This is a genomic window from Pseudomonas sp. NFPP25 (genome assembly GCF_900116505.1).
GTDB classification, from domain to species: domain Bacteria; phylum Pseudomonadota; class Gammaproteobacteria; order Pseudomonadales; family Pseudomonadaceae; genus Aquipseudomonas; species Aquipseudomonas protegens.
In genome coordinates this window covers 1-25,537 of the sequence record NZ_FPBG01000004.1, presented here as the reverse complement: position 1 = coordinate 25,537, position 25,537 = coordinate 1, and the positions used below count along the sequence as shown (strand labels likewise).

The 25,537-nt window shown below is 62.5% G+C and carries 24 protein-coding genes; 4 read left to right on the top strand and 20 right to left on the bottom strand.

Going from position 1 to position 25,537, the window contains the following annotated elements; translation table 11 throughout:
* The first annotated feature begins 20 nt into the window (after positions 1-20).
* The gene (locus BM382_RS16325) at positions 21-1,250 is read left to right on the top strand and encodes a nucleoside recognition domain-containing protein (protein WP_019095624.1); all 1,230 of its coding nucleotides are present in this window, start codon (positions 21-23) and stop codon (positions 1,248-1,250) included.
* A 72-nt stretch (positions 1,251-1,322) separates the two neighbouring features.
* On the opposite strand, the gene BM382_RS16320 is transcribed toward BM382_RS16325, so the two are convergent.
* The 9 genes from BM382_RS16320 to BM382_RS16280 all read right to left on the bottom strand — a co-directional run bounded on the left by BM382_RS16320 (position 1,323) and on the right by BM382_RS16280 (position 11,562).
* Positions 1,323-1,952: an ABC-type transport auxiliary lipoprotein family protein gene (locus BM382_RS16320; protein ID WP_011058484.1), complete on the bottom strand. Its 630-nt coding sequence runs from the start codon at positions 1,950-1,952 to the stop codon at positions 1,323-1,325.
* Complete coding sequence (locus tag BM382_RS16315) at positions 1,949-2,887, bottom strand: MlaD family protein (protein ID WP_011058485.1); 939 nt, start codon at positions 2,885-2,887, stop codon at positions 1,949-1,951. Before BM382_RS16315 ends, BM382_RS16320 begins: the two co-directional genes overlap by 4 nt.
* Position 2,888: 1 nt before the next feature.
* Complete coding sequence (locus tag BM382_RS16310; protein ID WP_011058486.1) at positions 2,889-3,692, bottom strand: ABC transporter ATP-binding protein; 804 nt, start codon at positions 3,690-3,692, stop codon at positions 2,889-2,891.
* On the bottom strand, positions 3,689-4,837 hold the full coding sequence (locus BM382_RS16305) for an ABC transporter permease (protein WP_011058487.1): 1,149 nt from the start codon (positions 4,835-4,837) through the stop codon (positions 3,689-3,691). Before BM382_RS16305 ends, BM382_RS16310 begins: the two co-directional genes overlap by 4 nt.
* Before the next feature lie 54 nt (positions 4,838-4,891).
* Positions 4,892-5,935: a DUF5924 family protein gene (locus tag BM382_RS16300; RefSeq protein ID WP_015633662.1), complete on the bottom strand. Its 1,044-nt coding sequence runs from the start codon at positions 5,933-5,935 to the stop codon at positions 4,892-4,894.
* Positions 5,936-6,105: 170 nt separating this feature from the next.
* Entirely contained in the window at positions 6,106-7,488 is a 1,383-nt protein-coding gene (locus tag BM382_RS16295) for a M16 family metallopeptidase (protein WP_072443319.1), read from the bottom strand.
* Positions 7,489-7,544: 56 nt separating this feature from the next.
* The gene (locus BM382_RS16290; protein ID WP_011058490.1) at positions 7,545-9,203 is read right to left on the bottom strand and encodes a Na/Pi cotransporter family protein; all 1,659 of its coding nucleotides are present in this window, start codon (positions 9,201-9,203) and stop codon (positions 7,545-7,547) included.
* 216 nt (positions 9,204-9,419) lie between these two features.
* On the bottom strand, positions 9,420-10,187 hold the full coding sequence (locus BM382_RS16285) for a TerC family protein (RefSeq protein ID WP_011058491.1): 768 nt from the start codon (positions 10,185-10,187) through the stop codon (positions 9,420-9,422).
* A gap of 67 nt (positions 10,188-10,254) precedes the next feature.
* Positions 10,255-11,562 (bottom strand): CitMHS family transporter, encoded by a 1,308-nt coding sequence (locus BM382_RS16280; protein WP_011058492.1) that lies wholly within the window; start codon positions 11,560-11,562, stop codon positions 10,255-10,257.
* Between the two features lie 319 nt (positions 11,563-11,881).
* Between BM382_RS16280 and BM382_RS16275 the strand changes: the two genes are divergently transcribed.
* On the top strand, positions 11,882-12,283 hold the full coding sequence (locus BM382_RS16275; protein WP_072443317.1) for a GFA family protein: 402 nt from the start codon (positions 11,882-11,884) through the stop codon (positions 12,281-12,283).
* A gap of 103 nt (positions 12,284-12,386) precedes the next feature.
* Here BM382_RS16275 and BM382_RS16270 read toward each other — a convergent pair whose 3' ends face one another.
* From BM382_RS16270 to BM382_RS16220, 11 genes are all read right to left on the bottom strand, one after another.
* Positions 12,387-14,348 carry a DUF7844 domain-containing protein gene (locus tag BM382_RS16270; RefSeq protein WP_072443315.1) on the bottom strand — a complete coding sequence of 654 codons (1,962 nt, stop codon included), beginning with the start codon at positions 14,346-14,348 and terminating at the stop codon, positions 12,387-12,389.
* Positions 14,345-14,665, bottom strand: a complete 321-nt coding sequence (locus BM382_RS16265; RefSeq protein WP_011058495.1) for a DUF2388 domain-containing protein — start codon at positions 14,663-14,665, stop codon at positions 14,345-14,347. Before BM382_RS16265 ends, BM382_RS16270 begins: the two co-directional genes overlap by 4 nt.
* 27 nt (positions 14,666-14,692) lie before the next feature.
* A complete protein-coding gene (locus BM382_RS16260; protein ID WP_011058496.1) occupies positions 14,693-15,001 on the bottom strand; it encodes a DUF2388 domain-containing protein in 309 nt (102 codons plus the stop codon).
* A gap of 103 nt (positions 15,002-15,104) precedes the next feature.
* Positions 15,105-15,422 (bottom strand): DUF2388 domain-containing protein, encoded by a 318-nt coding sequence (locus BM382_RS16255; RefSeq protein ID WP_011058497.1) that lies wholly within the window; start codon positions 15,420-15,422, stop codon positions 15,105-15,107.
* A gap of 167 nt (positions 15,423-15,589) precedes the next feature.
* Entirely contained in the window at positions 15,590-15,778 is a 189-nt protein-coding gene (locus tag BM382_RS16250; RefSeq protein WP_072443313.1) for a DUF1127 domain-containing protein, read from the bottom strand.
* Positions 15,779-16,061: 283 nt separating this feature from the next.
* Complete coding sequence (locus tag BM382_RS16245; RefSeq protein ID WP_011058498.1) at positions 16,062-16,277, bottom strand: DUF1127 domain-containing protein; 216 nt, start codon at positions 16,275-16,277, stop codon at positions 16,062-16,064.
* Between the two features lie 319 nt (positions 16,278-16,596).
* Positions 16,597-18,090 (bottom strand): acetyl-CoA hydrolase/transferase family protein, encoded by a 1,494-nt coding sequence (locus BM382_RS16240; protein WP_011058499.1) that lies wholly within the window; start codon positions 18,088-18,090, stop codon positions 16,597-16,599.
* Between the two features lie 179 nt (positions 18,091-18,269).
* A complete protein-coding gene (locus tag BM382_RS16235) occupies positions 18,270-19,706 on the bottom strand; it encodes an NAD(P)(+) transhydrogenase (Re/Si-specific) subunit beta (protein ID WP_015633666.1) in 1,437 nt (478 codons plus the stop codon).
* Positions 19,706-20,029 (bottom strand): NAD(P) transhydrogenase subunit alpha part 2, encoded by a 324-nt coding sequence (locus BM382_RS16230; RefSeq protein ID WP_005783507.1) that lies wholly within the window; start codon positions 20,027-20,029, stop codon positions 19,706-19,708. Before BM382_RS16230 ends, BM382_RS16235 begins: the two co-directional genes overlap by 1 nt.
* 15 nt (positions 20,030-20,044) lie before the next feature.
* On the bottom strand, positions 20,045-21,166 hold the full coding sequence (locus BM382_RS16225) for a Re/Si-specific NAD(P)(+) transhydrogenase subunit alpha (protein ID WP_041115030.1): 1,122 nt from the start codon (positions 21,164-21,166) through the stop codon (positions 20,045-20,047).
* Positions 21,167-21,617: 451 nt separating this feature from the next.
* The gene (locus tag BM382_RS16220; RefSeq protein ID WP_011058502.1) at positions 21,618-22,517 is read right to left on the bottom strand and encodes a LysR family transcriptional regulator; all 900 of its coding nucleotides are present in this window, start codon (positions 22,515-22,517) and stop codon (positions 21,618-21,620) included.
* Between the two features lie 159 nt (positions 22,518-22,676).
* On the opposite strand from BM382_RS16220, the gene BM382_RS16215 reads away from it, so the two are divergent.
* Positions 22,677-23,858 (top strand): acyl-CoA dehydrogenase, encoded by a 1,182-nt coding sequence (locus BM382_RS16215; RefSeq protein ID WP_011058503.1) that lies wholly within the window; start codon positions 22,677-22,679, stop codon positions 23,856-23,858.
* Between the two features lie 13 nt (positions 23,859-23,871).
* Positions 23,872-25,092 (top strand): CaiB/BaiF CoA transferase family protein, encoded by a 1,221-nt coding sequence (locus tag BM382_RS16210; protein ID WP_072443311.1) that lies wholly within the window; start codon positions 23,872-23,874, stop codon positions 25,090-25,092.
* The last annotated feature ends 445 nt before the right edge of the window (positions 25,093-25,537 follow it).

The following is a 25,537-nucleotide window of genomic DNA, read 5'->3' as shown; positions in this document are numbered from 1 at the left end:
TCTTTCGAGGGGTATGACCGATGCTCAATGGCCTGTGGCTTGGCTTCTTTATCGTGGCAACCGTGTCGGCCCTGGCGCAGTGGCTGGTGGGTGGCAACGCCGGGATCTTCGCTGCCATGGTGGAAAGCATCTTCGCCATGGCCAAGCTGTCGGTGGAGGTCATGGTCCTGCTGTTCGGCACCCTGACCCTGTGGCTGGGTTTTCTGCGCATCGCCGAGAAGGCTGGAATCGTCGAGTGGCTGGCCAAGGTCCTGGGGCCGCTGTTCAAGCGCCTGATGCCGGAAGTGCCGCCGGGGCACCCGGCCCTGGGCCTGATCACCCTGAACTTCGCCGCCAACGGCCTGGGCCTGGACAACGCCGCCACGCCCATCGGCCTCAAGGCCATGCGCGCCCTGCAGGAACTCAACCCCAGCGCCACCACTGCCAGCAATGCGCAGATCCTGTTCCTGGTGCTCAACGCCTCGTCCCTGACCCTGCTGCCGGTGACCATCTTCATGTACCGCGCCCAGCAAGGCGCAGCGGACCCGACCCTGGTGTTCCTGCCGATTCTCCTGGCCACCAGCGCCTCGACCCTGGTGGGCCTGCTGTCGGTCGCGGTGATGCAGCGCCTGCGCCTGTGGGACCCGGTGGTACTGGCCTACCTGGTTCCCGGGGCCCTGGCCCTGGGCGCCTTCATGGCCTTGCTGGCCACCCTGTCGGCCACGGCCCTGGCGTCCCTGTCGTCGATTCTCGGCAACCTCACGCTGTTTGGGCTGATCATGCTGTTCCTGGTGGTCGGCGCGCTGCGCAAGGTCAAGGTCTACGAGGCCTTTGTCGAGGGCGCCAAGGAGGGTTTCGACGTCGCCAAGAGCCTCTTGCCATACCTGGTCGCGATGCTCTGCGCCATCGGCGTGCTGCGGGCGTCCGGGGCCCTGGATTTCGGCCTCGACGGCATTCGTCATCTGGTGGAGTGGGCCGGTTGGGACACACGTTTCGTCGACGCCTTGCCCACTGCCCTGGTCAAGCCGTTCTCGGGCAGTGCGGCACGGGCCATGCTCATCGAGACCATGCAGACCCAGGGCGTGGACAGCTTCCCGGCCCTGGTGGCGGCCACCATCCAGGGCAGTACCGAAACCACCTTCTATGTGCTGGCGGTGTACTTCGGCGCGGTAGGCATCCAGCGGGTGCGGCACGCCGTGGGCTGTGCCTTGCTGGCGGAATTCGCCGGTGTGGTGGCGGCGATTGCGGTTTGCTACTGGTTCTTTGGATGAGTTGAGCGAGCCTTCGCCGGCAAGCCGGCTCCTACTCCCTCTGTAGGAGCCGGCTTGCCGGCGAAAGGGCTCTCAATGTTTCAGCGCCCGATTGCCCTGCCCCACTGCCCAATCCACCACTTGCCGGGTCAGCGCATCGCCGGCCTGGCCAAATCCTGTGACCACCGCCGGCACCCCGGTTTCAGCCAGCGCTTGGCGCACTTCGAAGCGCCGGCTGGCGAGGATCTTCTGGTCATAGCCACGAATCAGCCGCGCATCCAGGCGGATCACCACCTGGGCGGCGTTGCCCTGGTATTCGGTCTGGAAGGCTTGCAGGTCGCCGCCCAAGGCCAGGTCGGTCTGCAGGTTGCTGTCATCGGTGCTCAACAGCTGGACCCGGCCATCGCGCTGGAAGCCGTCCAGCAGGCGGTTGCGCAGCAGGATCGGTGCCGGGTCGCTCCAGCGCGAAGCCTTGTAGCTGCTGATCAGGTTGCCCTGGGGAATCACCGCGATCCGTGCGCTGTTCAGCGCATCCCCGGCCTGGGGCTTGAGCAACTGCAAGGACCACGGCAGGGCCTGGTTCGGCGCCGTGGCGCCGGCCTGGCTTACCGGCAGCCGATAGATGTCCAGCGGCTCGCCCTTGGGCAGTATCGAGCAGGCCCCGGTCAGGGCCAGGGCGGCGCTCAGGCCCAGGGGGGCAAGCAGGCGATAGGCACGCTTCATGGCGTGAACTCCTTGTTCTTCTCGTTACCCAGCAGGTAACCGCCGGGGTTGGCTTCCAGGCGCCGGGTGATGGCCCGCAGCGAGCTCAGGGTCTCGCGCAGCTCGCGAACGGCTGGCGCCAGGCCGTTGAGGCCCTGCATGCCGTTGTTCAGCGAGTCCTGGTTGTCGCTCAGCAGTTTGTTCAGGGTGGCGCTGCTTTGCTCCAGGGAGCGCATGGCGTGCTCGGCGCTGCCGAACATCTGCTTGCCCTGGTCGTTGAGCAGCCCGTTGGCGTTGCGCATCAGCGCGGTGGTCTGTTCCAGCATGGCGCCGGTCTGCTTGCTGATGGAGCCCAATTGCTGCATCAGCTGGCGCAGGTCGTCGCGCTGCTCGGCGATGCTGGCGGAGGTCTTCTGCAGGTTGTCCAGGGTGCTGCTGACCCGGGCCACGTTGTCCGGGGAGAACATGCGGTTGGCGTTGTGCAGCAGCAGGTTGACCCCGGTCATCAGGTCGTTGCTGTTGTTCAGCAGGCGGGCGATGGGCGACGGTGAGGCGATGATGGTGGGCAGTTCGCCGTCCTTGCCCTTGAGGGTCGGGCTTTGCGGCGTGCCGCCGCTGAGCTGGATGATCGAGGTGCCGGTGATGCCGGTCAGGGCCAGCTTGGCCTGGGTGTCCTCCTTGATCGGCGTCTCGCTGCCCAGGCGGATCTGTGCCAGCACCCGGCGCGGGTCCTTGGGGTCCAGGCGCAGGTTGACCACATCACCGACCTTGATCCCGCTGTATTGCACGGAGCTTCCCTTGGACAGGCCACTGACCGCCTCGTTGAAGACGATCTGGTAGTCCTGGAAGGCGCTGTCGACGCTGGACTTGGCCAGCCACAGGCCGAACAGCAAGGCGCCGGCCACCACGATCACGGTGAACAGGCCGATCAGTACATGATGGGCTCGGGTTTCCATGTCATCCCTCGTTGGTCTGTGTAGCGGCCTGGTAGGCCGCGCGGCCGCGAGGGCCATGGAAGTATTGGTGAATCCATTCGTCGTCGGTCTCGGCGACGATATCGATGGCATCCGCCACCAGTACCTTTTTCTGCGCCAGCACCGCCACACGGTCGGTGATGGTGTAGAGGGTGTCCAGGTCGTGGGTGACCAGGAACACACTGAGCCCCAAGGCATCGCGCAGGGTCAGGATCAACTGGTCAAAGGCGGCGGCGCCCACCGGGTCGAGGCCGGCGGTGGGTTCGTCGAGAAACAGGATGTCCGGGTCCAGGGCCAGCGCCCGAGCCAGGGCAGCGCGCTTGATCATCCCGCCAGAGAGCGAGGCCGGGTACTTGTCGGCCGCCGATAGCGGCAGGCCGGCCAGGGCCAGCTTGACCGCCGCCAGGTGTTCGGCATCGGCACGGGACAGGCCGGCATGCTCGATCAATGGCAGGGCGACGTTCTCGGTCACGGTCAGCGAGGTGAACAGCGCGCCCTTCTGGAACAGTACGCCGAAGCGTCGTTCGATCAGCGAACGTTGCTGTTCCGGCAGGCTTGGCAGGTCCTGGCCGAATACCCGCACCGAGCCTTCGCTGGGCTGGCGCAGGCCGACGATGCTGCGCAGCAGTACCGACTTGCCGCTGCCCGAGCCGCCGACCACGCCGAGGATCTCGCCCTGGTACACATCCAGGTCGAGGTTCTCGTGCACGCTCTGCTTGCCGAAGCGGTTGCACAGGCCACGGACCTCGATCACCGCCTTCGCCGGCGCGCGTGGCGGCCGGCTCACCAGCCCATCTCCATGAAGAACAGCGCGGCCACGGCATCGATGACGATCACCACGAAGATCGACTGGACCACGCTGGAGGTGGTGTGGGCGCCCACCGACTCGGCGCTGCCGCTGACCTTGAAGCCTTCCAGGCAGCCGATGGCGGCGATCAGGAAGGCGAAGATCGGTGCTTTCACCAGGCCCAGCAGGAAGTGCTTCACGCCGATATCCGAATGCAGCAGCGAGAGGAACATCGCCGGGGAGATATCCAGGGACAGGGCGCAGACCACCGCGCCACCGACTATCCCCGAAAGCATCGCCAGGAACGTCAGCATCGGCAGCGACACCAGCAGGGCCAGGACCCGAGGCAGCACCAGCAGCTCTACCGGGTCCAGGCCCAGGGTGCGGATGGCGTCGATCTCTTCATTGGCCTTCATCGAGCCGATCTGCGCGGTGAAGGCGCTGGCGGTGCGCCCGGCCATGAGAATCGCGGTGAGCAGTACGCCGAATTCCCGCAGGAAGGAAAATGCCACCAGGTCCACGGTAAAGATGCTGGCGCCGAAGTTGGCCAGCACGGTGGCGCCGAGAAAGGCCACCACCGCTCCCACCAGAAAGGTCAGCAGGGCGACGATGGGCGCCGCGTCGAGGCCGGTCTGTTCGATGTGTGCCACCACCGGGGTGATGCGCCAGCGCTTGGGGCGCAGCAGGCCGCGGGCCAGGGTTTCCAGGATCAGGCCGATGAAGCCCAGGACCTTCAGGGTGTCCTGCCAGACGGTATAGACCGCGCTGCCAATGCGCGAAAGCAATTGCACGCTGACCGAGATCTCCGGTTCCTTGACCGGTACGCAGAAGTCGTTCAACGAGGTGTAGACCGTGTGCAGCAGCGCGCGGTCGGCGGCGGACAAGGTGCAGTCGGGGTGTTCGGCGGACTGCCCCAGGCGTTCTGCCCCCAGCAGTTCCACCAGCAGCGACGCGCCGGCGGTGTCCAGGGCGCCCAGGCCGTTGAGGTCGATATGGGTGCTGCTGTCGTAGCGGCCGTCCAGGGATTGGCTGAGGCGCTTGAGGTCGCTGTAGTGCGCCAGCGTCCAGTCGCCGCCGATGCGCAATTGCGCCGGGGAGTGGGCAAGGTCCAGTTGAGCGGTGCCGGGCGTCACGCTGCTAGTCATAAGCTCCGAGCTTGTGTGGCCATTTCGCAGTGCTACGTAATAGCACGATCCCGGTTACTTTGCCTCGCCGGTCTTGGCCGCGTCTTGATCTGGAGCGGTGATCTCGAAGCGCAGCACGCCGATCACCTGGCCGTCTTCGGTGATCACCCGCACCTGCCAGTCGCCCGCCGGGTTGGCGGGGAAATTCTGCTTGTGGGACCAGGCACGGTAGCCTTCCTTGCGTCCGCCATGGATGTCCAGGGCGACGCGATCCACCTCGCTGCCGTTGAATTGCCAGACGTGGTAAATGCGCTCGTCCAGGCCCCGGGGGGCGTTGATCGCGGTGTAGGCGTACAGGCCGGTGCTGCTTACCTGGGCGGTGCTGATCTGCTCCAGGCTGTCGCCCGGGGTGCGATCCTGGAGCTGGGTGCTGATGGCATCCTCGGTCAGCCACAGGGTGGCCGGCGGCACCCAGGAGCGCAGCAGCCAGCCGGTGCTGCCGATGGCCAGGGTAATGGCCAGCACGGTCAGGGCGCTGCGCAGGCTGCGGATCGGCAGGATCGAGGCCAGGCTCGGAAAGGACAGGAGCATGGCGATGCCCAGGGCCAGCTTGAAGCTCTGGGCGGTGGTCAGGTGCAGGATCAGCGGCAGGGCCGTGAGCAAGGCGGCGAACAGGGTCAGGGTGTGCAGCGCCAGGAACAGCCAGCGGCGCGGGGCCAGCCATTTGTAGTACAGCGGGTCAGTGATGGAAATCAGCGCCGCGGCGCCGAGCAGGCCGGTGAACACCAGTTGGCCACTGTTCCAGCTGGTGGTGATGAAAAAGAACGGCAGGACGAAGAACAGGCTTTCCTGGTGGATCATCTGCGTCGCATAGCGCAGCAGCGGCTGCGGGATCTCGCGCTTGAAGACCTTGGTGAACAGCTGGGTCAGGCTGTTCTCCAGCATCAGCCAGACCCAGCTCACCAGCAGGATCACGGCGATCCACGAGGCCAGGCTCTGTTGCCGGTCCACCAGGATGAAGCTGCCGACCCCGGAGATGAAACCGCCGAGCGCAATGATCCCCGGATAGCGCTTCATCAGTTCGAGAATGCGCTGGATAAGGAGGGTCAGGTTCGGCATCGGGGGGATCACAGTCAGGGCAGGAAAAACCGCGACAGGATAACGTCGGCGGCGGTCCGTGGCGAGGGAGCTTGCTCAGGTGCGTACGCGCTGGCGAGGTAATCCGATCGCATTGCCCTGTCCCTGGGGCTGCTGCGCGGCCCGGCGGGAGCAAGCTCCCTGGCCATGGGTCAGCGGGCCCGGCGGCGCAGCAGGTAGACGCCGAAGCTGCCGAGCAGGAACAGGGACAGCAGGCCGCCGATCAGCCAGAGCAGTTGTTCGTCACTGAGCAGCGGTTGTTCGATGCGCAGGTAGCCCGGCTGCTGCAGCAGCTGGCGCAGGGCCAGGTTGGCCTGTTCCAGGCTCACTGCTTTCAGGCGCCTGGCCGGGTCGCTGAAGCGGCCGTTGTCGAAGTCCCCGAGGGCGCTCCAGTAATAGTCCGCCAGGGCGCTGTTGCCCTGCACGGCCCAGGCCTGGCGATCGATGGCAGCCTGTTTCAGGCGGGCGAAGGTGGCCGGGTCGAGGCCGTCCTTGAGCAGCCGTGCCTTGAGCTGCTCTACCACTTGCCGGGCTTGGGGCAGGTCGTCGCGCTCAAGGTCGGCATTGAGGCTGAGAAAGCCCACGCCACCGAAGACTTCCCGATCACTCCAGGGGCCGTAGGACAATTCGTGCTCAAGACGCAGTTGGCGATACAGCGCCCAGTCCAGGTAGTCCTTGAGCAGGTCGAAGGTCTCGTCGTGCTGCTGGTCCAGCACGGGCTCGGGAAACAGCCAGTGCAGTTGCGCGCTCTGCCCTACCCAGCCATGGACCAGGGTGCGCTCAGGGGCGGCGGTGCCCTGGATCTGCGGCAGGTCGGGGTGTTCGCTGGGCTCCACCGGCTCCAGGGCACCGTAGGTGCGCTCCAGGTAGGCCGGCAGCAGGCGATCGAGCTCGCCCACCACGATCAGGGTCATGTTGTTGGGGGCGTACCAGTCCTTGCGTACCTGCTCCAGCTGGGCCAGGGTCAGGTTTCCGACCTCGGCGCGTTCGGCGCATTTGAGCCCCAGTTCCACCGCCAGCTGGTTGCCTGCCTTGTGTCCCAGGTCCTGGCGGTCGAGCCAGCGTTGCAGGTGCGAATAGTGACCCCCGCCTTCGCGTTCCACCACTTGCTTGGCCGCGGCCACGGCGTTGTCGTCCAGGCGGGTATGGGTCAGCAGCGACAGCAAGAGGTCCAGGACCTTGCGCTGGTTGCGCGCCGGGGCCTCGATGACGAAGGTGGTGTCGGCATTGCTGGTGTAGGCATTCCATTCGCCGCCCAGGGCCTGCATGCGTTCTTCCAGGCCGCCTTCCCCGCTGTCATCCACGCCGCTGAACAGCAGGTGTTCCAGCAGGTGCGGCAACTCCTTGTCGGCACAGGCGAAGTCGTCCAGGCCCACCCCCACCACCAGGCGGATCGCCACGTGGCCGCGTTCGCTGCCGGGCTTGAGCAGCAGTTGCAGGCCATTGGGCAGGGTGTAGCCTTCGACCTGGAAACGATCCAAAGCCCATCCTTGTGCACTGCCCAGCAACAGGCAGGCGAATAACAGACAACGCATAACAAGCTTCCTTACGGCGTGCGTAAGTTCTACAGACTTCGTGGGACTGTGGACGTTCAGGGTGAATGAGTGATGTCAGCCATCTCTTCGACCTCCAGCGCGCCGGTGTCCGAGGTTTCCAGAACCACGTAGGCACTGCTGCAGAACAGGGAGTTGAGGCGCTTCATGTCGGCGATCAGCTCCAGGTGCAGGGAACTGGTCTCGATGCTCTGGACGATCTTGCGTTGCAGGCGGCTGACGTGGGCGTGGGCCAGGCGCCGCTCCTGGGCGCGGAAACGGCGTTTTTCCCGCAGCAGCTGGCGCGCGCTTTCGGGGTCGGCGCTCAGGAACACCGAGAGCCCCAGGCGCAGGTTGGCGATCAGTTGCGCGTGCAGCCCGGTCAACTCTTCCAGGCCAACCTCGGAGAAGGAGCGGCGCTGGGAGGTCTTCTGCTGCTGGACCTTGCGCAGCATGCGTTCGATCAGATCGCTGGCCAGCTTGAGGTTGAACGCCAGTTCGATGATTTCGGCCCAGCGCCGGCTGTCCTGGTCGCTGAGGTCTTCCCGGGGCATCTGCGCCAGGTACAGCTTGATGGCGCTGTACAGCGCTTCGACGTCGTCGCTGAGGGCGCGCAGTTCCTGGGTGATGGCGGTCTGCTTGCCCTGCAGCGCGTCGCGCATCGCCTCCAGCATGCTGTCGATCAGGTCTCCGATGCGCAGGGTTTCGCGGGCGGCGTTGGCCAGGGCCAGGCTCGGCGTGGCCAGGGCGGTAGGGTCCAGGTGCCGCGGGCGAGCGCGGCCGTTTTCCTGGGGCCGCTCCGGCAGCAGCCAGGCGCAGAGCCGGGCCATGGGGCCGACAGTGGGCAGCAGCAACAGGCAGCGGGCGGTGTTGTACAGCAGGTGGAAGCCGATCACCACTTCCTGGGGGCTGAAGTCCAGGCTGTCCATCCAGTGGGCCAGTGGGTCGAGCACCGGGATGATCAGCAGCAGGCCGATGAGCTTGTACAGCAGGCTGCCCAGCGCGACCTGGCGCCCGGCGGCGTTCTGCATGCTGGTGCTGAGGAAGGCCAGTACCCCGCTGCCGATGTTGGCGCCGATCACCAGGCCGATGGCCACCGGCAGGCTGATGACCCCGGCGCCGGCCAGGGTCGCGGTGAGCAGCACCGCCGCCAGGCTGGAATAGGACACCATGGCGAACACCGCACCCATCAATGCATCCAGGAGAATATCGCCGGTCAGCGAGGCGAACAGGACCTTCACGCCCTGGGCATGGGTGATGGGGGCCGCGGCTTCGACGATCAGTTGCAGGGCCAGGATGATCAGCCCCAGGCCGATGCCGACCCGGCCCAGCTGGCCGGCGCGGGTCTGCTTGCGCGAGAGAAAGAAGATCACCCCGAGGAAGATCAGCAGCGGCGACAGCCAGGACAGGTCGAAGGTCAGTACCCGGGCCATCAGCGCGGTACCGACGTCGGCGCCGAGCATGGTGGCCAGCGCCGGGGTCAGCGCCATCAGGCCCTGGCCGACAAAGGACGTCACCAGCATCGCCGTGGCGTTGCTGCTCTGGACCATGGCCGTGACCAGGATCCCGGCAATGAACGCCAGTGGCCGCCTGGCCATGTTCTGGCCGATCACGTGGCGCAGGTTGGAGCCGTAGACCCGCAGGATGCCGGTACGGACGATATGCGTACCCCAGATCAGCAGGGCCACGGCGGAAAGCAGATTGAGCAGGGTCAGCATAGAGGCCCCCCCTGGGGTGAAGTGCCCCAAGCGGGGCGAGTGGACGTTGTTGCGCGACGTTCTACGTTATGTACTTAAGCTGTAGTTGGCTAACGCACGAGGCGCCAGCATCGCATAGCCAAACCGGCGATTGAAACAAAACTGTCATGAAAACAGCTTCCTGCAGACGCAGAAAAGGGGCCCGAGAGCCCCTTTTCCATTCAGCGCATTCCCGGATTATTGACCAGGAACGTCCTTGCGCAGTTTCACCGGGTCCTGCTGTTTTTTCTTTTTCGCGATGGCGGTGCGCATCTTGATGTTGATGGCTTCCACCGCCAGGGAGAAGGCCATGGCGAAGTAGACGTAGCCTTTTGGCACGTGCACTTCGAAGGCTTCGGCGATCAGGACCGTACCCACCACCAGCAGGAAGGACAGCGCGAGCATTTTCAGCGACGGGTGCTTGTCGATGAATTCGCTGATGGTCCCGGCCGCCAGCATCATCACCAGCACCGCGACGATGATGGCCGCCACCATGACCGGCACATGGGAAACCATGCCCACGGCGGTGATTACCGAATCCAGGGAGAAGACGATGTCGATAATGGCGATCTGGATGATGGTGTAGAGGAAGTTACCGCCCTTGCCCTTGGGCTCATCAATGGTTTCGTCCTCGCCTTCCAGGGCGTGGTACATCTCCTGGGAGCTTTTCCACAGCAGGAACAGGCCACCGAAGAACAGGATCAGGTCACGCCCGGAAATGCCCTGGCCGAAGACCACGAACAGGTCGGCCGTGAGGCGCATGACCCAGGTGATCGACAGCAGCAACAGAATGCGCGTGACCATCGCCAGCGCCAGACCGAAGATCCGCGTGCGCGCCTGCATGTGCTTGGGCATGCGGCTGACCAGGATCGAGATCATGATGATGTTGTCGATGCCCAGGACGATCTCCAGGGCAGTCAGGGTAAAGAAGGCAACCCAGATTTCCGGGTTGGTCAGCCATTCCATGTGTATTCCTTTGAGCGAGTGTTATAGCCCGGGCCGTGAGGCCGGCCCGGGCGCAGAAGCATTGCTTTTATAGAGTGCTGAACAGCGGAAAAATCCCCATCAGCAAAGCGGCGAACATTATGCACAGGCAGACCAGCACTGCCCACTTGAGGGTGAAGCGCTGGTGATCGCCGAACTCGATACCGGCCAGGGCCACCAACAGGTAGGTCGAGGGTACCAGCGGGCTGAGCAAGTGCACGGGTTGGCCGACGATCGACGCACGGGCCATTTCCACCGCGGTGATGCCGTAGTGGCTGGCGGCTTCGGCCAGTACCGGCAGCACGCCGTAGTAGAAGGCATCGTTGGACATGAAGAAGGTGAACGGCATGCTCACCAGCGCGGTAATCACCGCCAGGTACGGCCCCAGGGCTTCCGGGATCACCGCCAGCAGGCTCTTGGACATGGCATCCACCATGCCGGTGCCGGACAGGATGCCGGTGAAGATGCCCGCCGCGAAGATCAGCCCGACCACCGCCAGCACGCTGCCAGCGTGGGCCGCGACCCGATCCTTCTGCTGCTGCAGGCAGGGATAGTTGACGATCATGGCGATACTGAAGGCCACCATGAACAGCACTGGCAGCGGCAACAGGCCGGCGATCAGGGTGCACATCAGGGCGAAGGTCAGGGCGCCGTTGAACCAGATCAGCTTCGGACGACGAGCGTCGGGGTACTGCGACACGCTGATCTCGCTGTGGTCGATCTCGTCGCCCGCCAGGTGCAATTCACCCAGGCGCGCCCTTTCCCGCTTGCCGTACATGTAGGCGATCGCCAGGATCGCCACCACGCCGGCCAGCATGGCTGGGATCATGGGCACGAAGATGTCCGACGGGTCCACGTGCAGGGCGCTGGCCGCGCGGGCGGTCGGGCCGCCCCAGGGGGTCATGTTCATCACCCCGCCGGCGAGGATGATCAGGCCGGCCATGATTCGCGGGCTCATGCCGATGCGGCTGTACAGCGGCAGCATGGCGGCCACGCAGATCATGTAGGTGGTGGCGCCGTCACCGTCCAGGGACACCACCAGGGCCAGTACCGCAGTGCCCACCGAGACCTTCAGCGGGTCGCCCTTGACCAGCTTGAGGATCTTGCGCACGGCCGGGTCGAACAGGCCGGAGTCGATCATCAAGGCAAAGTAGAGGATGGCAAACATCAGCATCACGCCGGTGGGCGCGAGCTTGGTGATGCCTTCGAGCATCATCGGGCCGATCTTCGGCGCAAAGCCACCGAACAGCGCGAACAGGATGGGCACGATGATCAGGGCGATCAGCGCCGACAGGCGCTTGGTCATGATCAGGAACATGAAGGTGATGACCATGGCAAAGCCAAGGAAAGTCAGCATGGGATTACTCCAGGCGTAGCGCGGCTAGGGAATGGCGAACCGGGTGGGATCAGCGCAGAACGGCAAGCACGAGGCGTACGGGAGGAGTTGCAGCAAACAGGCGGGTAGGAGCGGACATCAGAATCACCATTGTTGTTGTTAATAGGGCCGGGAGCGCGAGAAACGCCCGCTGTGGCCAACCGGTCTGTTGCCGGTAGTGGAGGCGATCCTAATGGGGGAAGCTTTCAGCCAGCTTTCGTCGCTGAAAGGAACGAACGGATGTTGCAGCAGGCGACCAGCGGCATAAAGTGATGGCTATCGGCGCCAGGGAGAAATGCACATGAGAGAGTTGCACACCGGAGGCTGCCACTGCGGGCGGCTGCGTTACCAGTTCAGCGGCCCGTTGCGGGACATCGCCCACTGCCATTGCTCGATCTGCCGCCGGGTCAGTGGCGGTCTGGTGACCACCTGGATCACCCTGTCCGCCTCGGCTTTCGAATGGCTGGAAGGCGTTCCCGCCCGGTACGACTCATCTGGAAGTTGTGCGCGCTATTTCTGCGGCAACTGTGGTGCTCATTTGGCGCTGATTACCCACCTGAGCCCAGACAGCATCGATGTCACCATCGCCACCCTGGATCACCCGGAACTGGCGCCTGCAGACCGGCATATCTGGACCGACAGCCGCCTGCCCTGGTTGCATTTGGACGAGCACCTGCCGCAAGAATCGCAGGAAACCCTGTAGCCGCTGCCGTAGGCTGCGCACGAGCGTGTAGCGGTCGCGAGGCTCTCAAGGCCGCCCAGCAAGGCCCTTCGGTCCTTTTCGCAGCCTCGCGGGCTTGGCAGCGCTACGGCAGTTCCAACCCGCCTGCCGCCTTGTGCAGCGTCCGCAGATGCTCGCCCACCAGCTTCAGGTTGGCCTCGTTGGCGGCGATTTCCGCCGCTCGGGCCGGTTCCAGCAGGGCTCGCACTTCCTTGTCCAGGTCACCGGTCAAGGATTGCAGTTGCTTCTGCCGCTGGTTGCTCTCGGACTCCAGGCGTTGCCATTCAGCGGGCTGAGGCAGGCCGTAGCCGCCGCTGCCCAGCAATTCTGCCGGGCGGCTGAGGAAGCCGCTGTTGGCGAGGATCTGCTGCAGGGTCTTGTTGGCCTGCTCCATACCACCATTTTTCAGCTCGCGAGCCCCCAGGTAGCGCTGCTTGACCTCGTCCTGAGCCAACAGCAGTTGCCGGCGATAACTGGCCTGCTCCAGCAGCAGCAAGGCGGCGCTGGTGCGCAGGTCGGCCTGGTCGAACCAGTGCCGGCGTTCCTCGGCGCTCAGCGACAGCCAGTCTTCGACGCTGGCCTGCTTGATCGGCAGGCGCTTCTTGATCACCTCGAACATCGCCTGGTAGCGGTCGCGGAAGGAGTCGAAGCGATACCCCAGGCGCAGCGCCTCGCGCGGGTCGTCGAGCACGCTAGTGTCCGCCAGTCCCCTGCCCTTGAGCACCTCCAGCAAGCCGTTGGGCATGATGCTGTCGAGGCCGATCAGTTGCTTGTTGTTGCTGCCGCTGCGCAGCAGCTTGAGGCTTTCCACTGCGCAGTTGTTGGACAGGAAGTAATAGTTGCCGTCGTAGCTCCAATGCATCTCGGCGGCGTGCTCCACCACTTCCTCGATCTCGCTGCGTGACAGCTTCAACGGCACCGAGGCCAAGCTGCGCAGCTCGGTCTTGGTGTACTCGTCGATGACCTGGGACAGCGGCAGGACAAACAGCCGCGAAGGGTACTTGCCCACCAGGCCGTCCCAGCTGGAGAGCTGCACGTCACCAACGAAGGCGCGGTAGGACAGCACCAGGTGCTGGTCCAGGTCCAGCCGGCAATCCGGCCCGCGGGGGCGGCCCGGGGCGCAGATCACCAGGCGCAGCATGCTGTGGCCCCAGCGGCTGACCCAGTTCTGGTTGGCTTCGGCCAGCAGGTAGTCCACCGCGTAGACCCGCTCCGGGTCCACCTGCCCCAGGGGCGTCTTGGCGAAGTCGTTGCCGGCGTTGAGGAAGGCGAAGGACTTGGCGCAGCTGTCCTTGGCGGCCGGCGCCCAGCCGAAATGTTCCTGGTAATAGCGGTACAGCGCTGGGCGGCGGCAGGCGTAGCTCGGATCGAGAAGGAAGTACTCCATGTTCACCGCGACGAATTCCTTCGGGTTGGTGATCTCGTAGATGTCCGGGCTGCGGGCGACCTGACGGTTGTGCTGCTCGCGTTCGCCACGGCGGCCGACGTATTGCGGCCAACCGGCCAGATCCAGCAGCCGTGGATCATCGCTGAGGGTGAAGCGCCGGTCATTCTGGCCGCGACACTCATCCGGCAGGCCGATCAGCCCGGAGGTGCTGTTCTTGCGGGTGCAGCGCTGGATCAGGCTACGCTCGGCACCGGGCCATAAACGCGCGCGATCATAAATGTGGGTCAGTTCATGGAGTACCGTGGCGAGCATTTCCCGGCGCACGGTGCCATGGGGGCGGCTGGTCTTCTGGGTGGCGGCGGAGCCGTCGGTCAGGCTGGGCAGCAAGGCTCGGTTGAGGTCCAGTTCCGACACCAGGGATGCCTCGCCATAGGCGTTGTCGGGCATTCGGTCGGTCCAGCCGACATCAATGGTGCGATCCAGTTGCTGGATGAAACGCGGCGGCAACGCCTGCATCGCTTCATCCAGCAGTGCCTGGCTGGCGTGTTGCTGCGCCGGGCTCAAGCCATCGGTCTTGAGGCGCAGTTGCAGGTCGGCCTGGGCGGTGCCGCAGAGCAGCCCCAGGGTCCCGGCCAGCAGCCAGGCTAGGAGTGGTTTCACAGGGCCAGGATGGCTTCGGCAAGCACCTGGTCGCTGGCGTCGCGGGCTTCTGGCAGCTGCGTGCGCAGGGCATTGAACGCCGCTTCAAGTTGCGCGCCGCGGATATCACCGTTGCTGGCGACGAAGCTGGCGGCATCGTCGTGGGCTTCGCGCACGACTTTGGAGTCACGGATCGAAGTGGTGGTGTCCGAGGTGAAATCGATCGTGCGGCCAGAGGCGCGGACGATGATGTTACTGGTGGCCACCAGGGTGTGTGCCTGGGCCACGTCGGCCAACAACAGCAGGCCAAGGGTGGCGGCAATCAGCGGGCTACGCATGGAACGACTCCGGAAGAACAGGGATGGTTATTGGACGAGAATTGCCTGCGCCAGTTCAAGGTCGCTGGCATGAAGTTTTGCCGGGTCCTGGCGCAGGTATTCCAGCGCAGACTCCAGGCGGGCGCCGCGCAGTTGGCCGTCGGTTGCCACGAAGGCAGCGGCGTCATCCTGGGCAGCAAGCAGCAGTTTATGGTCGAAGGGCGCCGAGGTCACCTGGCCTGTCGCATAGACGGTGACAACCAGGCTTTGGGTGGTGAGGTCGAATGCCTGCACCGAACCGGCCCAACAGGCGGCGATTAATACGGGAGCGGAAAGCGAAATACGGAACAAACCCAAGAGTCTCGACAGCTGAAAACCAGCGCCAAGGCTAGCGCAATGCCCCTTGGAGGACCAGCGCAGAGGGTTTCAGGTGCGCCGGGGCACCTGAAACCGAGACGCTTCAGATTGCCAGGATGGCCTGGGCCAGCTGTGCATCAGAGGCCTGCAACTGAGGCGCTTGCTGGCGAATGTGGGCAAATGCGCTTTCCAGTTTCACCCCGCGAATGGCGCCGTCGGTGGCGACGAAACTGGCGGCATCATCCCGGGCGGCACGGACAATCTTGTTGTCACGCAGGGAAGAAGTGGCATCGGAGGTGGCGTCGGTGGTGGCCTTGAGCGCGCCGACAATGGCGTCGGTGGTCACGATCAGGCTGGTGGCGTGGGCATTGGCAGCCAGGGCCAGCAGGGCGGCGGCGCTGAGCAGGCGGAGACGGGACATGGGTAACTCCTGTGAATGAACAGACAATTTAAGGGCGCTGAGTGGGACGCCGGGCAGCCACTGCGAGGTGCTGTGTCTGATTGCTCTGACGCAGTTCGAATGAAAATCGCCACGTCGCCTCAGATATTAGGCTCAGCGGCCCCATTCGCACAGCGTTGCGGCAGGCCTCAGCGCCAAAAGGGTTTGTGCAGTTCCGCTGCCCGATCGCTGTGGCTGATGCCGCTGCCCGAGAGTTGTCGTTCATCCATTTGTGCCAGCAAGTGACGGGCGCGGGCCCGTTCCCGTGTGTTGGCGAGCGCCGTGAGCCAGCGCTTGAAGAGCGTGCAGTGAAGGTTGGTGCCAGGGGACGAGTGCATGATGCTTGCCTCCGTGAGCAGCCGAGCGATGAGCTGGCTGCAACCTCATGGTGCGGCGGTTCGATGCGGTGATACAGATACACTCGAGCTAAATTGTACTGGTTAATTGTTATGTTTTATAAAACTGTACCTGTCACGATGAAGCGGGCTGTATTTCAGCTGTGTAGCGCGTTTTCCGCGGCCAGAACGACAAGACCCGTCGCGGTTTCCCGCGACGGGTCTTGTTGTTTGCAATTCGGGGTGCTGGCGGTGGACCCGGTGGGTCAGGGCCAGCGACGCTGAGTTAGCGCCAGAACGGCTTGCTCAGCTCTTCGTAGCGTTGTGCTTCGCTGATCCCGGCATCGGCCAGCAGACGCGAATCCAGGCGAGCCAGTTGATGGCGGCTGGAGATGCGGCGCTGCCACAGCATCAGGTTGGCGATAACGCGCAGAGGCAGGGAAGCCTGGGTTTTTTCAGCTTTGTCTTCGAAGAACAGTTCGGAACTGAGTGTACGTTCCATGGTTGACATCCTTCCGCTTGTGGCGGGATCAGGTAGTGGTTTAACTGGTGCCCATGATCCTCTTCCCGCGCAAGACTCTGTAGATACAGTTCACCTGTATTGTGAAGGACCAGTTAACTGTTTATAGGGGCTGTACTGTTCGGAAAAGGCGCAACTGTACCTGTCAGCACCTTTATGGTGCATTTCGGTGCTTTTTGATGGGAGGCAAGTGGTTTTAGGCGGGGAAAATACCGGTACAGCAGTACAGTTTTTGGCGGACATTGGCGAGCGGTCGGCGAGCTGACGAAACTGTGTTTGCGTCAGCTGCCAACTGTATCAATTACTCGACGAGCATTTTCCCGGTTTCTTCCAGGTTGATGTGCCAGCTCAGGGCATCACGCAGGATATGCGGCGTGTGACCACCCAAGGCGCAGGCCTTGGTGAAGTAGTCATTCAGTGCGTCGCGGTAGGAAGGATGCACACAGTTGTCGATGATCACCCGGGCCCGCTCCCGCGGCGCCAGGCCGCGCAGGTCCGCCAGGCCGATCTCGGTCACCAGGATGTCGACGTCATGCTCGGTGTGGTCCACGTGGCTGACCATCGGCACCACGCTGGAAATCGCCCCGCCCTTGGCGATCGACTTGGTGACGAAGATCGCCAGGTGTGCGTTGCGGGCGAAGTCGCCGGAGCCGCCGATGCCGTTCATCATCCGCGTGCCGCAGACGTGGGTGGAGTTGACGTTGCCGTAGATATCGAACTCCAGCGCGGTGTTGATGCCGATGATACCCAGGCGGCGCACCACTTCCGGGTGGTTGGAGATCTCCTGCGGACGCAGCACCAGTTTGTCCTTGTAGCGTTCCAGGTTGCCGAACACGTCGGCGTTGCGCCGGCTCGACAGGGTGATGGAGCTACCTGAGGCGAAGCTGAGCTTACCGGCGTCGATCAGGTCGAAGGTCGAGTCCTGCAGTACTTCGGAGTACATGGTCAGGTTCTCGAATGGCGACTCGATCAGGCCGCACATCACCGCGTTGGCGATGTTGCCGATACCGGCCTGCAGCGGGCCGAGCTTGTTGCTCATGCGCCCGGCATCCACTTCCTGCTTGAGGAAATCGATCAGGTGATTGGCGATGCCCTGGGTTTCGCTGTCCGGGGTGGACACGGTAGACGGCGAGTCGGACTGGTTGGTGATGACGATGGCGACGATCTTGTCCGCAGGGATCGGAATCGCCGTGCTGCCGATGCGATCGTCGACCTTCACCAGTGGGATTGGGGTGCGGGTCGGGCGATAGGTCGGGATATAGATGTCGTGCAGGCCTTCCAGGTTCGGGTTGTGCGCCAGGTTGATCTCGACGATCACCTGCTTGGCGAAGATCGCGAAGCTGGCGGAGTTGCCCACCGAGGTGGTCGGCACGATATGGCCCTGTTCAGTGATGGCGACAGCTTCGATCACTGCAATGTCCGGCAGCTTGAGCTGCTGGTTACGAAGTTGTTCGACGGTTTCCGACAGGTGCTGGTCGATGAACATCACTTCGCCGGCGTTGATCGCCTTGCGCAGGGTGCTGTCCACCTGGAACGGCATGCGCCGGGCCAGCACGCCAGCTTCGGTGAGTTGCTTGTCCAGGTCGTTGCCCAGGCTGGCGCCGGTCATCAGGCTGATTTTCAGTGGCGTTACCTTGGCCCGTTCGGCCAGGGCATGGGGCACGGCCTTGGCTTCACCGGCGCGGGTGAAGCCGCTCATGCCGACGGTCATGCCGTCCTCAATCAGAGCGGCAGCGTCAGCGGCGCTCATCACCTTATCCAACAACGAAGGCAAGCGGATACGATCACGGTACATGGATTGTTATCTCGGGCAACGGAAGCAAGAAGCGCAGTCTAGTGATTTCAAAAAAAAACACCGCGCGACAAAGGTCGAATGAAAGGCCCTGATCTAGAGCCTTCTGTCGGCTTTATGGAGTAAATAAAAAACCCCAGCCTACTAAAGGCTGAGGTTTTGGGTATTGCGCTACAGCAGCTTTATTCGACGGCTTTGACCATGTCTTCGATGACCTTCTTGGCGTCGCCGAAGACCATCATGGTCTTGTCCAGGTAGAACAGTTCGTTGTCCAGGCCGGCATAACCGCTGGCCATGGAGCGCTTGTTGACGATGATGGTCTTGGCCTTGAAGGCTTCGAGAATCGGCATGCCGGCAATCGGCGACTTAGGATCGTTCTTCGCCGCCGGGTTGACCACGTCGTTGGCGCCCAGCACCAGCACCACGTCGGCCTGGCCGAACTCGGAGTTGATGTCTTCCATCTCGAACACCTGGTCGTAAGGCACTTCGGCTTCGGCCAGCAAGACGTTCATGTGGCCGGGCATGCGCCCCGCTACAGGGTGGATCGCGTATTTCACGGTCACGCCGCGGTGGGTCAGCTTCTCGGTCAGCTCTTTCAGCGCGTGCTGGGCGCGTGCCACCGCCAGGCCGTAGCCGGGGACGATGATCACGGTATCGGCGTTGGTCAGCAGGAAGGTCGCATCGTCGGCTGAACCGGATTTCACTGGGCGTGCTTCCTTCGAACCTGCCGGGCCGCCGGCATCGGCTGTGTTGCCGAAACCGCCGAGCAGGACGTTGAAGAACGAACGGTTCATCGCCTTGCACATGATGTAGGAGAGGATTGCGCCGCTGGAGCCCACCAGGGAGCCGGCGATGATCAGCATCGAGTTGTTCAGGGAGAAGCCGATCCCCGCTGCCGCCCAGCCCGAGTAGCTGTTGAGCATCGACACCACTACCGGCATGTCGGCGCCGCCGATAGGGATGATGATCAGCACGCCCATGACGAAGGCCAGGGCCAGCATCAGGGCAAAAGCACCGAGGTTGCCGGTGACCATGAAGGTCACGCCCAGGCCGAGGGTGGCCAGGCCAAGTACCAGGTTGAGCTTGTGCTGCCCGGCGAACTGTACTGGTGCGCCTTGGAACAGGCGGAACTTGTACTTGCCCGACAGCTTGCCGAAGGCGATCACCGAACCGGAGAAGGTGATGGCACCGATGGCTGCGCCAAGGAACAGCTCAAGGCGGTTACCGGCGGGGATCGCGTCGCCCAGGTGCTTGACGATGCCCAGGGACTGCGGCTCAACCACGGCGGCAATGGCGATGAACACCGCGGCCAGGCCGATCATGCTGTGCATGAAGGCCACCAGCTCCGGCATCTTGGTCATCTCGACGCGCTTGGCCATGATCGAGCCGGCGGTGCCGCCGATCAGCAGGCCAACGATGACGTAGCCGATGCCAGCGGTCGCCAGTTCCGCGCCCAGCTTATAAATGAGGCCAACGGTGGTCAGTACTGCCAGGGCCATGCCCAGCATGCCGAACAGGTTGCCGCGTCGGGACGTGGTCGGGTGCGAAAGACCCTTGAGCGCCTGGATAAAGCACACCGAGGCGATCAGGTAGAGGGTAGTTACCAGGTTCATGCTCATTACTTCTGCACCTCTTCTTTCACGGCTTTGGGCGCTTTCTTCTTAAACATTTCCAGCATGCGGCGGGTCACCAGGAAGCCACCGAACACATTGACCGCAGCCAAGGCCACGGCCAGGGTGCCCATGGTCTTGCCCAGCGGGGTCACGGTCAGGGCGGCTGCCAGCATGGCGCCGACGATGACGATGGCGGAAATGGCGTTGGTCACTGCCATCAGGGGGGTGTGCAGTGCGGGTGTAACGTTCCAGACCACGTGGTAACCGACATAGATCGCCAGCACGAAGATGATCAGGTTGTAGATACCGGGGGAGATAAGCTCTTCCATCGTCTGAATCCCTGCTTAGGCGTTTTTGCGGATGACTTGGCCGTCGCGGCACATCAGGCACGCGGCGACGATGTCGTCTTCGAGGTTGACTTCGAACTGCCCTTCTTTGGTGAAGACAAGCTTCAGGAAGTCCAGCAGGTTGCGGGCGTACAGCGCCGAGGCGTCGGCAGCCACTGCCCCGGCCAGATTGGTCGGGCCGACGATGGTCACGCCGTGCTCGACTACGACCTGGTCAGCCACAGTCAGTGGGCAGTTGCCGCCCTGAGCGGCTGCCAGGTCGATGACCACCGAACCGGGCTTCATCTGGGCCACGGTATCGGCGCTCAGCAGGGTTGGTGCCTTGCGGCCCGGAATCAGCGCGGTGGTGATGACGATATCGGCCTGTTTGGCGCGTTCGTGCACGGCCTGAGCCTGGCGCTGCATCCAGCTGGCCGGCATGGGGCGCGCGTAACCGCCGACACCGACGGCGCACTCGCGCTCTTCGTCAGTCTCGTAAGGCACGTCGACGAATTTGGCGCCCAGGGATTCGATCTGCTCCTTCACTGCCGGACGCACGTCCGAAGCTTCGATCACCGCACCCAGGCGCTTGGCCGTGGCGATGGCCTGCAGGCCGGCAACACCGGCGCCCAGAATCAGCACCCGGGCAGCCTTCACCGTACCGGCGGCGGTCATCAGCATCGGCATGAAGCGCGGATAGTAGTGGGCAGCCAGCAGCACGGCCTTGTAGCCGGCGATGTTGGCCTGGGACGACAGCACGTCCAGGCTCTGGGCCCGGGAGGTGCGGGGTGCGGCCTCCAGGGCGAAGGCGGTGATCCCGCGCTCGGCCAGCTTGGCGATGGTTTCATTGCTGAACGGATTGAGCATGCCCACCAGCACGGTGCCGCTCTTGATCAGCGCCAGTTCGCTGTCGCTGGGCGCCACGACCTTGAGAATCAGCTCGGCGCCAAAGGCATCGTTGGCGCTGCCAATGGTGGCTCCTGCCGCTTCATAGGCACTGTCGACCACGCTGGCGTTAATGCCGGCGCCGCTTTGCACAGTGACTTTATGACCCTGGCCGATCAGCTTCTTGATGGTTTCCGGGGTTGCAGCAACCCGTGTTTCACCCGTCTGGGTTTCGAGAGGAACACCAATGTGCACGTCAAATCTCCTGCTTGATCTTATTGCTTTCGATCTTTCTTAGAAGGCCAGCGCACTTCGGAGGGTGCGGCTGGGGCGGCCGATCAGCACGATCCCGCTGAAATCACAGCGGGGCGCGGCATTTTGCAGGCGAACTTTGAGGCCTTCAAGGGATTCTGACTAGTGACGGAAAATTAACTACAAGTCACCCCGTGACCGAATGTCGCAACGTACCAGGTTAAAGCCTTGTAAGCCGTGCCTTTCAAGGCTTTGCTATGGAAAATAAGATTTTTCTCATCCGTGACATGAATAGTCTTACATTGCCCTTGAATAAACCCTACAAGCCGCGTGGTTAGGCGCTTGTAGAACGATTGTTCAAGGTGTCGGTACAGTCTGTGAAAATGCGACAAATATTTATATCTGTAGGGTTCTGATTTATTTGACTACGGGGTCAGCTATTGGCTGTGAGCCTTTATTTTTCAAGGTTGTAGCTGTTTGCCTGGTTCACCAGCCAGTCGCGAAAAGCCCGTAAAGAGGCCGATTCCACTTTGCGTTCGGGAATCATCAGGTAATACGCCTTGATGCTCGAGAGTGCCTGGGGGTTGGCAATGACCAAGCGTTTTTCGGCCAGCTCGCGCTGGATAAGGAAGGGCGGAATCAAGGCGATACCCATGTCGTGCATGGCGGCCTGGGCGAGCATGGAGAATAGCTCGTAGCGCGGGCCTGTCATGTCGCGGGGGATATTCAGCTGCTGTGAGTTGAACCATTGCCGCCAGGCATAAGGCCGCGTGGTCTGCTGCAGCAGGGGCAGTTCGGCTATGGCCTCGGCGCTCAACTCTTGCTGCTTGCCGAGCATTGCCGGGCTGCACACCGGCATCGGGTTTTCGCCCATCAGCCAGTGAGACTGGGTACCCGACCAATCGGCGTCGCCAAAGTAGATGGCGGCGTCGAAGGGGGTGTCGGCAAAGAGGAAGGGGCGCGTGCGGTTGGTCAGGTTGACCGTGACTTCGGGGTGCTGCTGCTGGAAGTCCTTCAGGCGTGGCAATAACCACTGCGTCCCGAAGGTCGGAACCACCGCCAGTTCGATGACGTTGGCCCCCTGCTGACCCATCACTGAAAGTGTGTCGCGCTCCACTGCGTCCAGTTGTGTGGCGACCCGGCGGCTGTAGGACAGCCCGGCCTCAGTGAGCTTGACTCCCCGTCGTGAACGCCGGAAAAGTTCCAGCCCGAGGAACTCTTCAAGGCTGGCGATCTGTCGGCAGACCGCACCCTGGGTCAGGGAAAGCTCTTGGGCTGCCTTGGTAAAGCTCTCATGACGTGCCGCGGCTTCGAAGCTGATTAAGGCGGTGGTACTGGGGATCTTTCTGCGCATGTACGGCAATCTCACTAATAGATGCTGTAAAAGGCGGTTTAGGCCATTACGAAGTGAGAAATTAGCACAACACTATGCGAAATCCTCGTTTGCCTGGGGGCGCACCGTAGGCCTAGGATCTGTTCCACGATAGTTGACCTACTTCACGAGGATTCACTCATGGGCGGTAAAGCAAGCTTCAACTGGATCGATCCCCTTCTGCTGGACCAGCAACTCACCGAAGAAGAACGCATGGTCCGCGACAGTGCCGAGCAGTTCGCTCAAGACAAGCTGGCACCACGGGTTCTGGAAGCTTTCCGCCATGAGAAGACCGACCCGGCCATCTTCCGGGAAATGGGTGAAGTCGGCCTGTTGGGCGCTACCATTCCTGAGCAGTACGGCGGCAGCGGCCTTAACTATGTGTGCTATGGCCTGATCGCTCGTGAAGTGGAGCGAGTGGACTCCGGCTACCGCTCGATGATGAGTGTGCAGTCGTCCTTGGTGATGGTGCCGATCAACGAGTTTGGTACCGAGGCGCAAAAGCAGAAGTACCTGCCGAAACTGGCGTCCGGCGAATGGATTGGCTGCTTTGGTCTGACCGAGCCAAACCATGGATCTGACCCGGGTGCGATGATTACTCGTGCACGCAAAGTGGACGGTGGCTACAGCCTGACTGGTAGCAAGATGTGGATCACCAACAGCCCGATTGCTGATGTATTCGTGGTTTGGGCCAAGGATGATGCCGGCGACATTCGTGGTTTTGTCCTGGAGAAAGGCTGGAAGGGCCTGAGTGCACCAGCGATTCACGGCAAGGTCGGCCTGCGGGCCTCGATCACCGGCGAAATCGTCATGGACAACGTGTTCGTGCCGGAAGAGAACATCTTCCCGGATGTGCGTGGGCTCAAAGGACCTTTTACCTGCTTGAACTCGGCGCGTTACGGCATCTCCTGGGGCGCCTTGGGGGCTGCGGAGTTCTGCTGGCACACCGCACGTCAATACACCCTTGATCGCCAGCAGTTCGGTCGTCCTCTGGCGGCAACCCAACTGATCCAGAAGAAGCTGGCGGACATGCAGACCGAAATCACCCTCGCCCTCCAGGGCTGCCTGCGCCTGGGGCGGATGAAGGATGAAGGGACTGCGGCGGTGGAAATCACCTCGATCATGAAGCGCAACTCCTGCGGCAAGTCCCTAGATATCGCGCGCATGGCCCGTGACATGCTGGGCGGCAACGGGATATCCGATGAGTTCGGTATTGCTCGTCACCTGGTGAACCTGGAAGTGGTCAACACCTACGAAGGTACTCACGACGTGCATGCGCTGATTCTCGGGCGTGCACAAACCGGTATCCAGGCGTTCTATTAATAGGAGAGCGACCATGGGCGCGTTATCGCATCTGCGGGTACTGGATTTATCGCGGGTACTGGCCGGGCCTTGGTCCGGGCAGATCCTTGCGGACCTGGGGGCCGAGGTCATCAAGGTCGAGCGTCCGGGTAATGGTGACGATACACGCGCCTGGGGGCCGCCCTTCCTTAAAGATGCCTATGGCGAGAACACCACGGAGGCTGCCTATTACCTGTCGGCCAACCGTAACAAGCAGTCAGTGACCATCGACTTCACGCGCCCTGAGGGGCAGCAGTTGGTGCGTGAGCTGGCTGCCAAGTCGGATATCGTCATCGAGAACTTCAAGGTAGGTGGGCTGGCGGCTTACGGTCTGGACTATGAGTCGCTCAAGGCCGTTAATCCGCGGCTGATCTATTGCTCTATCACCGGTTTTGGTCAGACCGGGCCCTATGCCAAGCGCGCGGGTTATGACTTCATGATCCAGGGCTTGGGTGGTCTGATGAGCCTGACTGGGCGACCTGAGGGTGATGAGGGGGCTGGGCCGGTAAAAGTGGGGGTGGCCTTGACCGACATCCTTACCGGGCTCTACTCCACTGTGGCGATTCTGGCGGCTTTGGCTCATCGAGATCAGGGTGGCGGTGGTCAGCACATCGATATGGCATTGCTGGATGTCCAGGTCGCTTGCCTGGCCAACCAGGCCATGAACTATCTGACCACAGGGGTCGCTCCCAAGCGTTTGGGTAATGCGCACCCTAATATAGTGCCCTATCAGGATTTTCCGACGGCGGATGGCGACTTCATCCTTACCGTGGGTAATGACGGGCAGTTTCGCAAGTTTGCCGAGGTAGCGGGTCAGTCGCAGTGGGCGGACGATCCTCGGTTTGCCACTAACAAGCTGCGGGTGGCCAATCGGGCGGTGCTGATTCCGCTGATTCGCCAGGCCACGGTGTTCAAGACTACGGCGGAGTGGGTGAGCCAGCTGGAGCTGGCTGGGGTGCCTTGTGGGCCGATCAATGATCTGGCGCAGGTGTTTGCTGATCCACAGGTCGTGGCTCGAGGCCTGGCTGTGGAGCTACCACACGCGTTGGCTGGGATGGTGCCTCAGGTGGCTAGCCCGATTCGTCTTTCGCAAACCCCCGTTGAGTACCGTAACGCCCCTCCTCTATTGGGCGAACATACTGCAGAGGTTCTGCAGCGTGTCTTGGGGATGCGGGTCGAGGCTGTGGACGCCTTGAGGCATTCGCGAGTGGTGTAGCGCCGCCCTTCTATATATATAGAGGCGCACCCTGTGCCTCTATATAGTCTTGTAGAAGCATCCTTAGAGGGTTCTTTTGAGCTTATTCATAGAAAATGCAAATTAACCCTTGACGGCAGATTCTACAGGTCTATAATTCGCCCCACTTCCGGCGCAGTCGAAACGGAAAACTCCTTGAGATTCAATGAGTTACGCAGTTTTCGACAGCGGTTACGCTTCAGTTCATCGAAGCCAGAAGCAGTTGGTAAGGCAGTCAGTTTTCGCCTTATTAACGATTCGATCCTCTCGATCCTCTCGGTCGAAAGCGGTTGAAAAGAGGTGTTGACAGCAGCGTGTAACGCTGTAGAATTCGCCTCCCGCTAACGAGAGATCGGAAGCGCAAGTGGTTGAAGTTAAAAAGGAAACTTTGAAAACTTCTTAAAAAAATCACTTGACAGCAAATGAG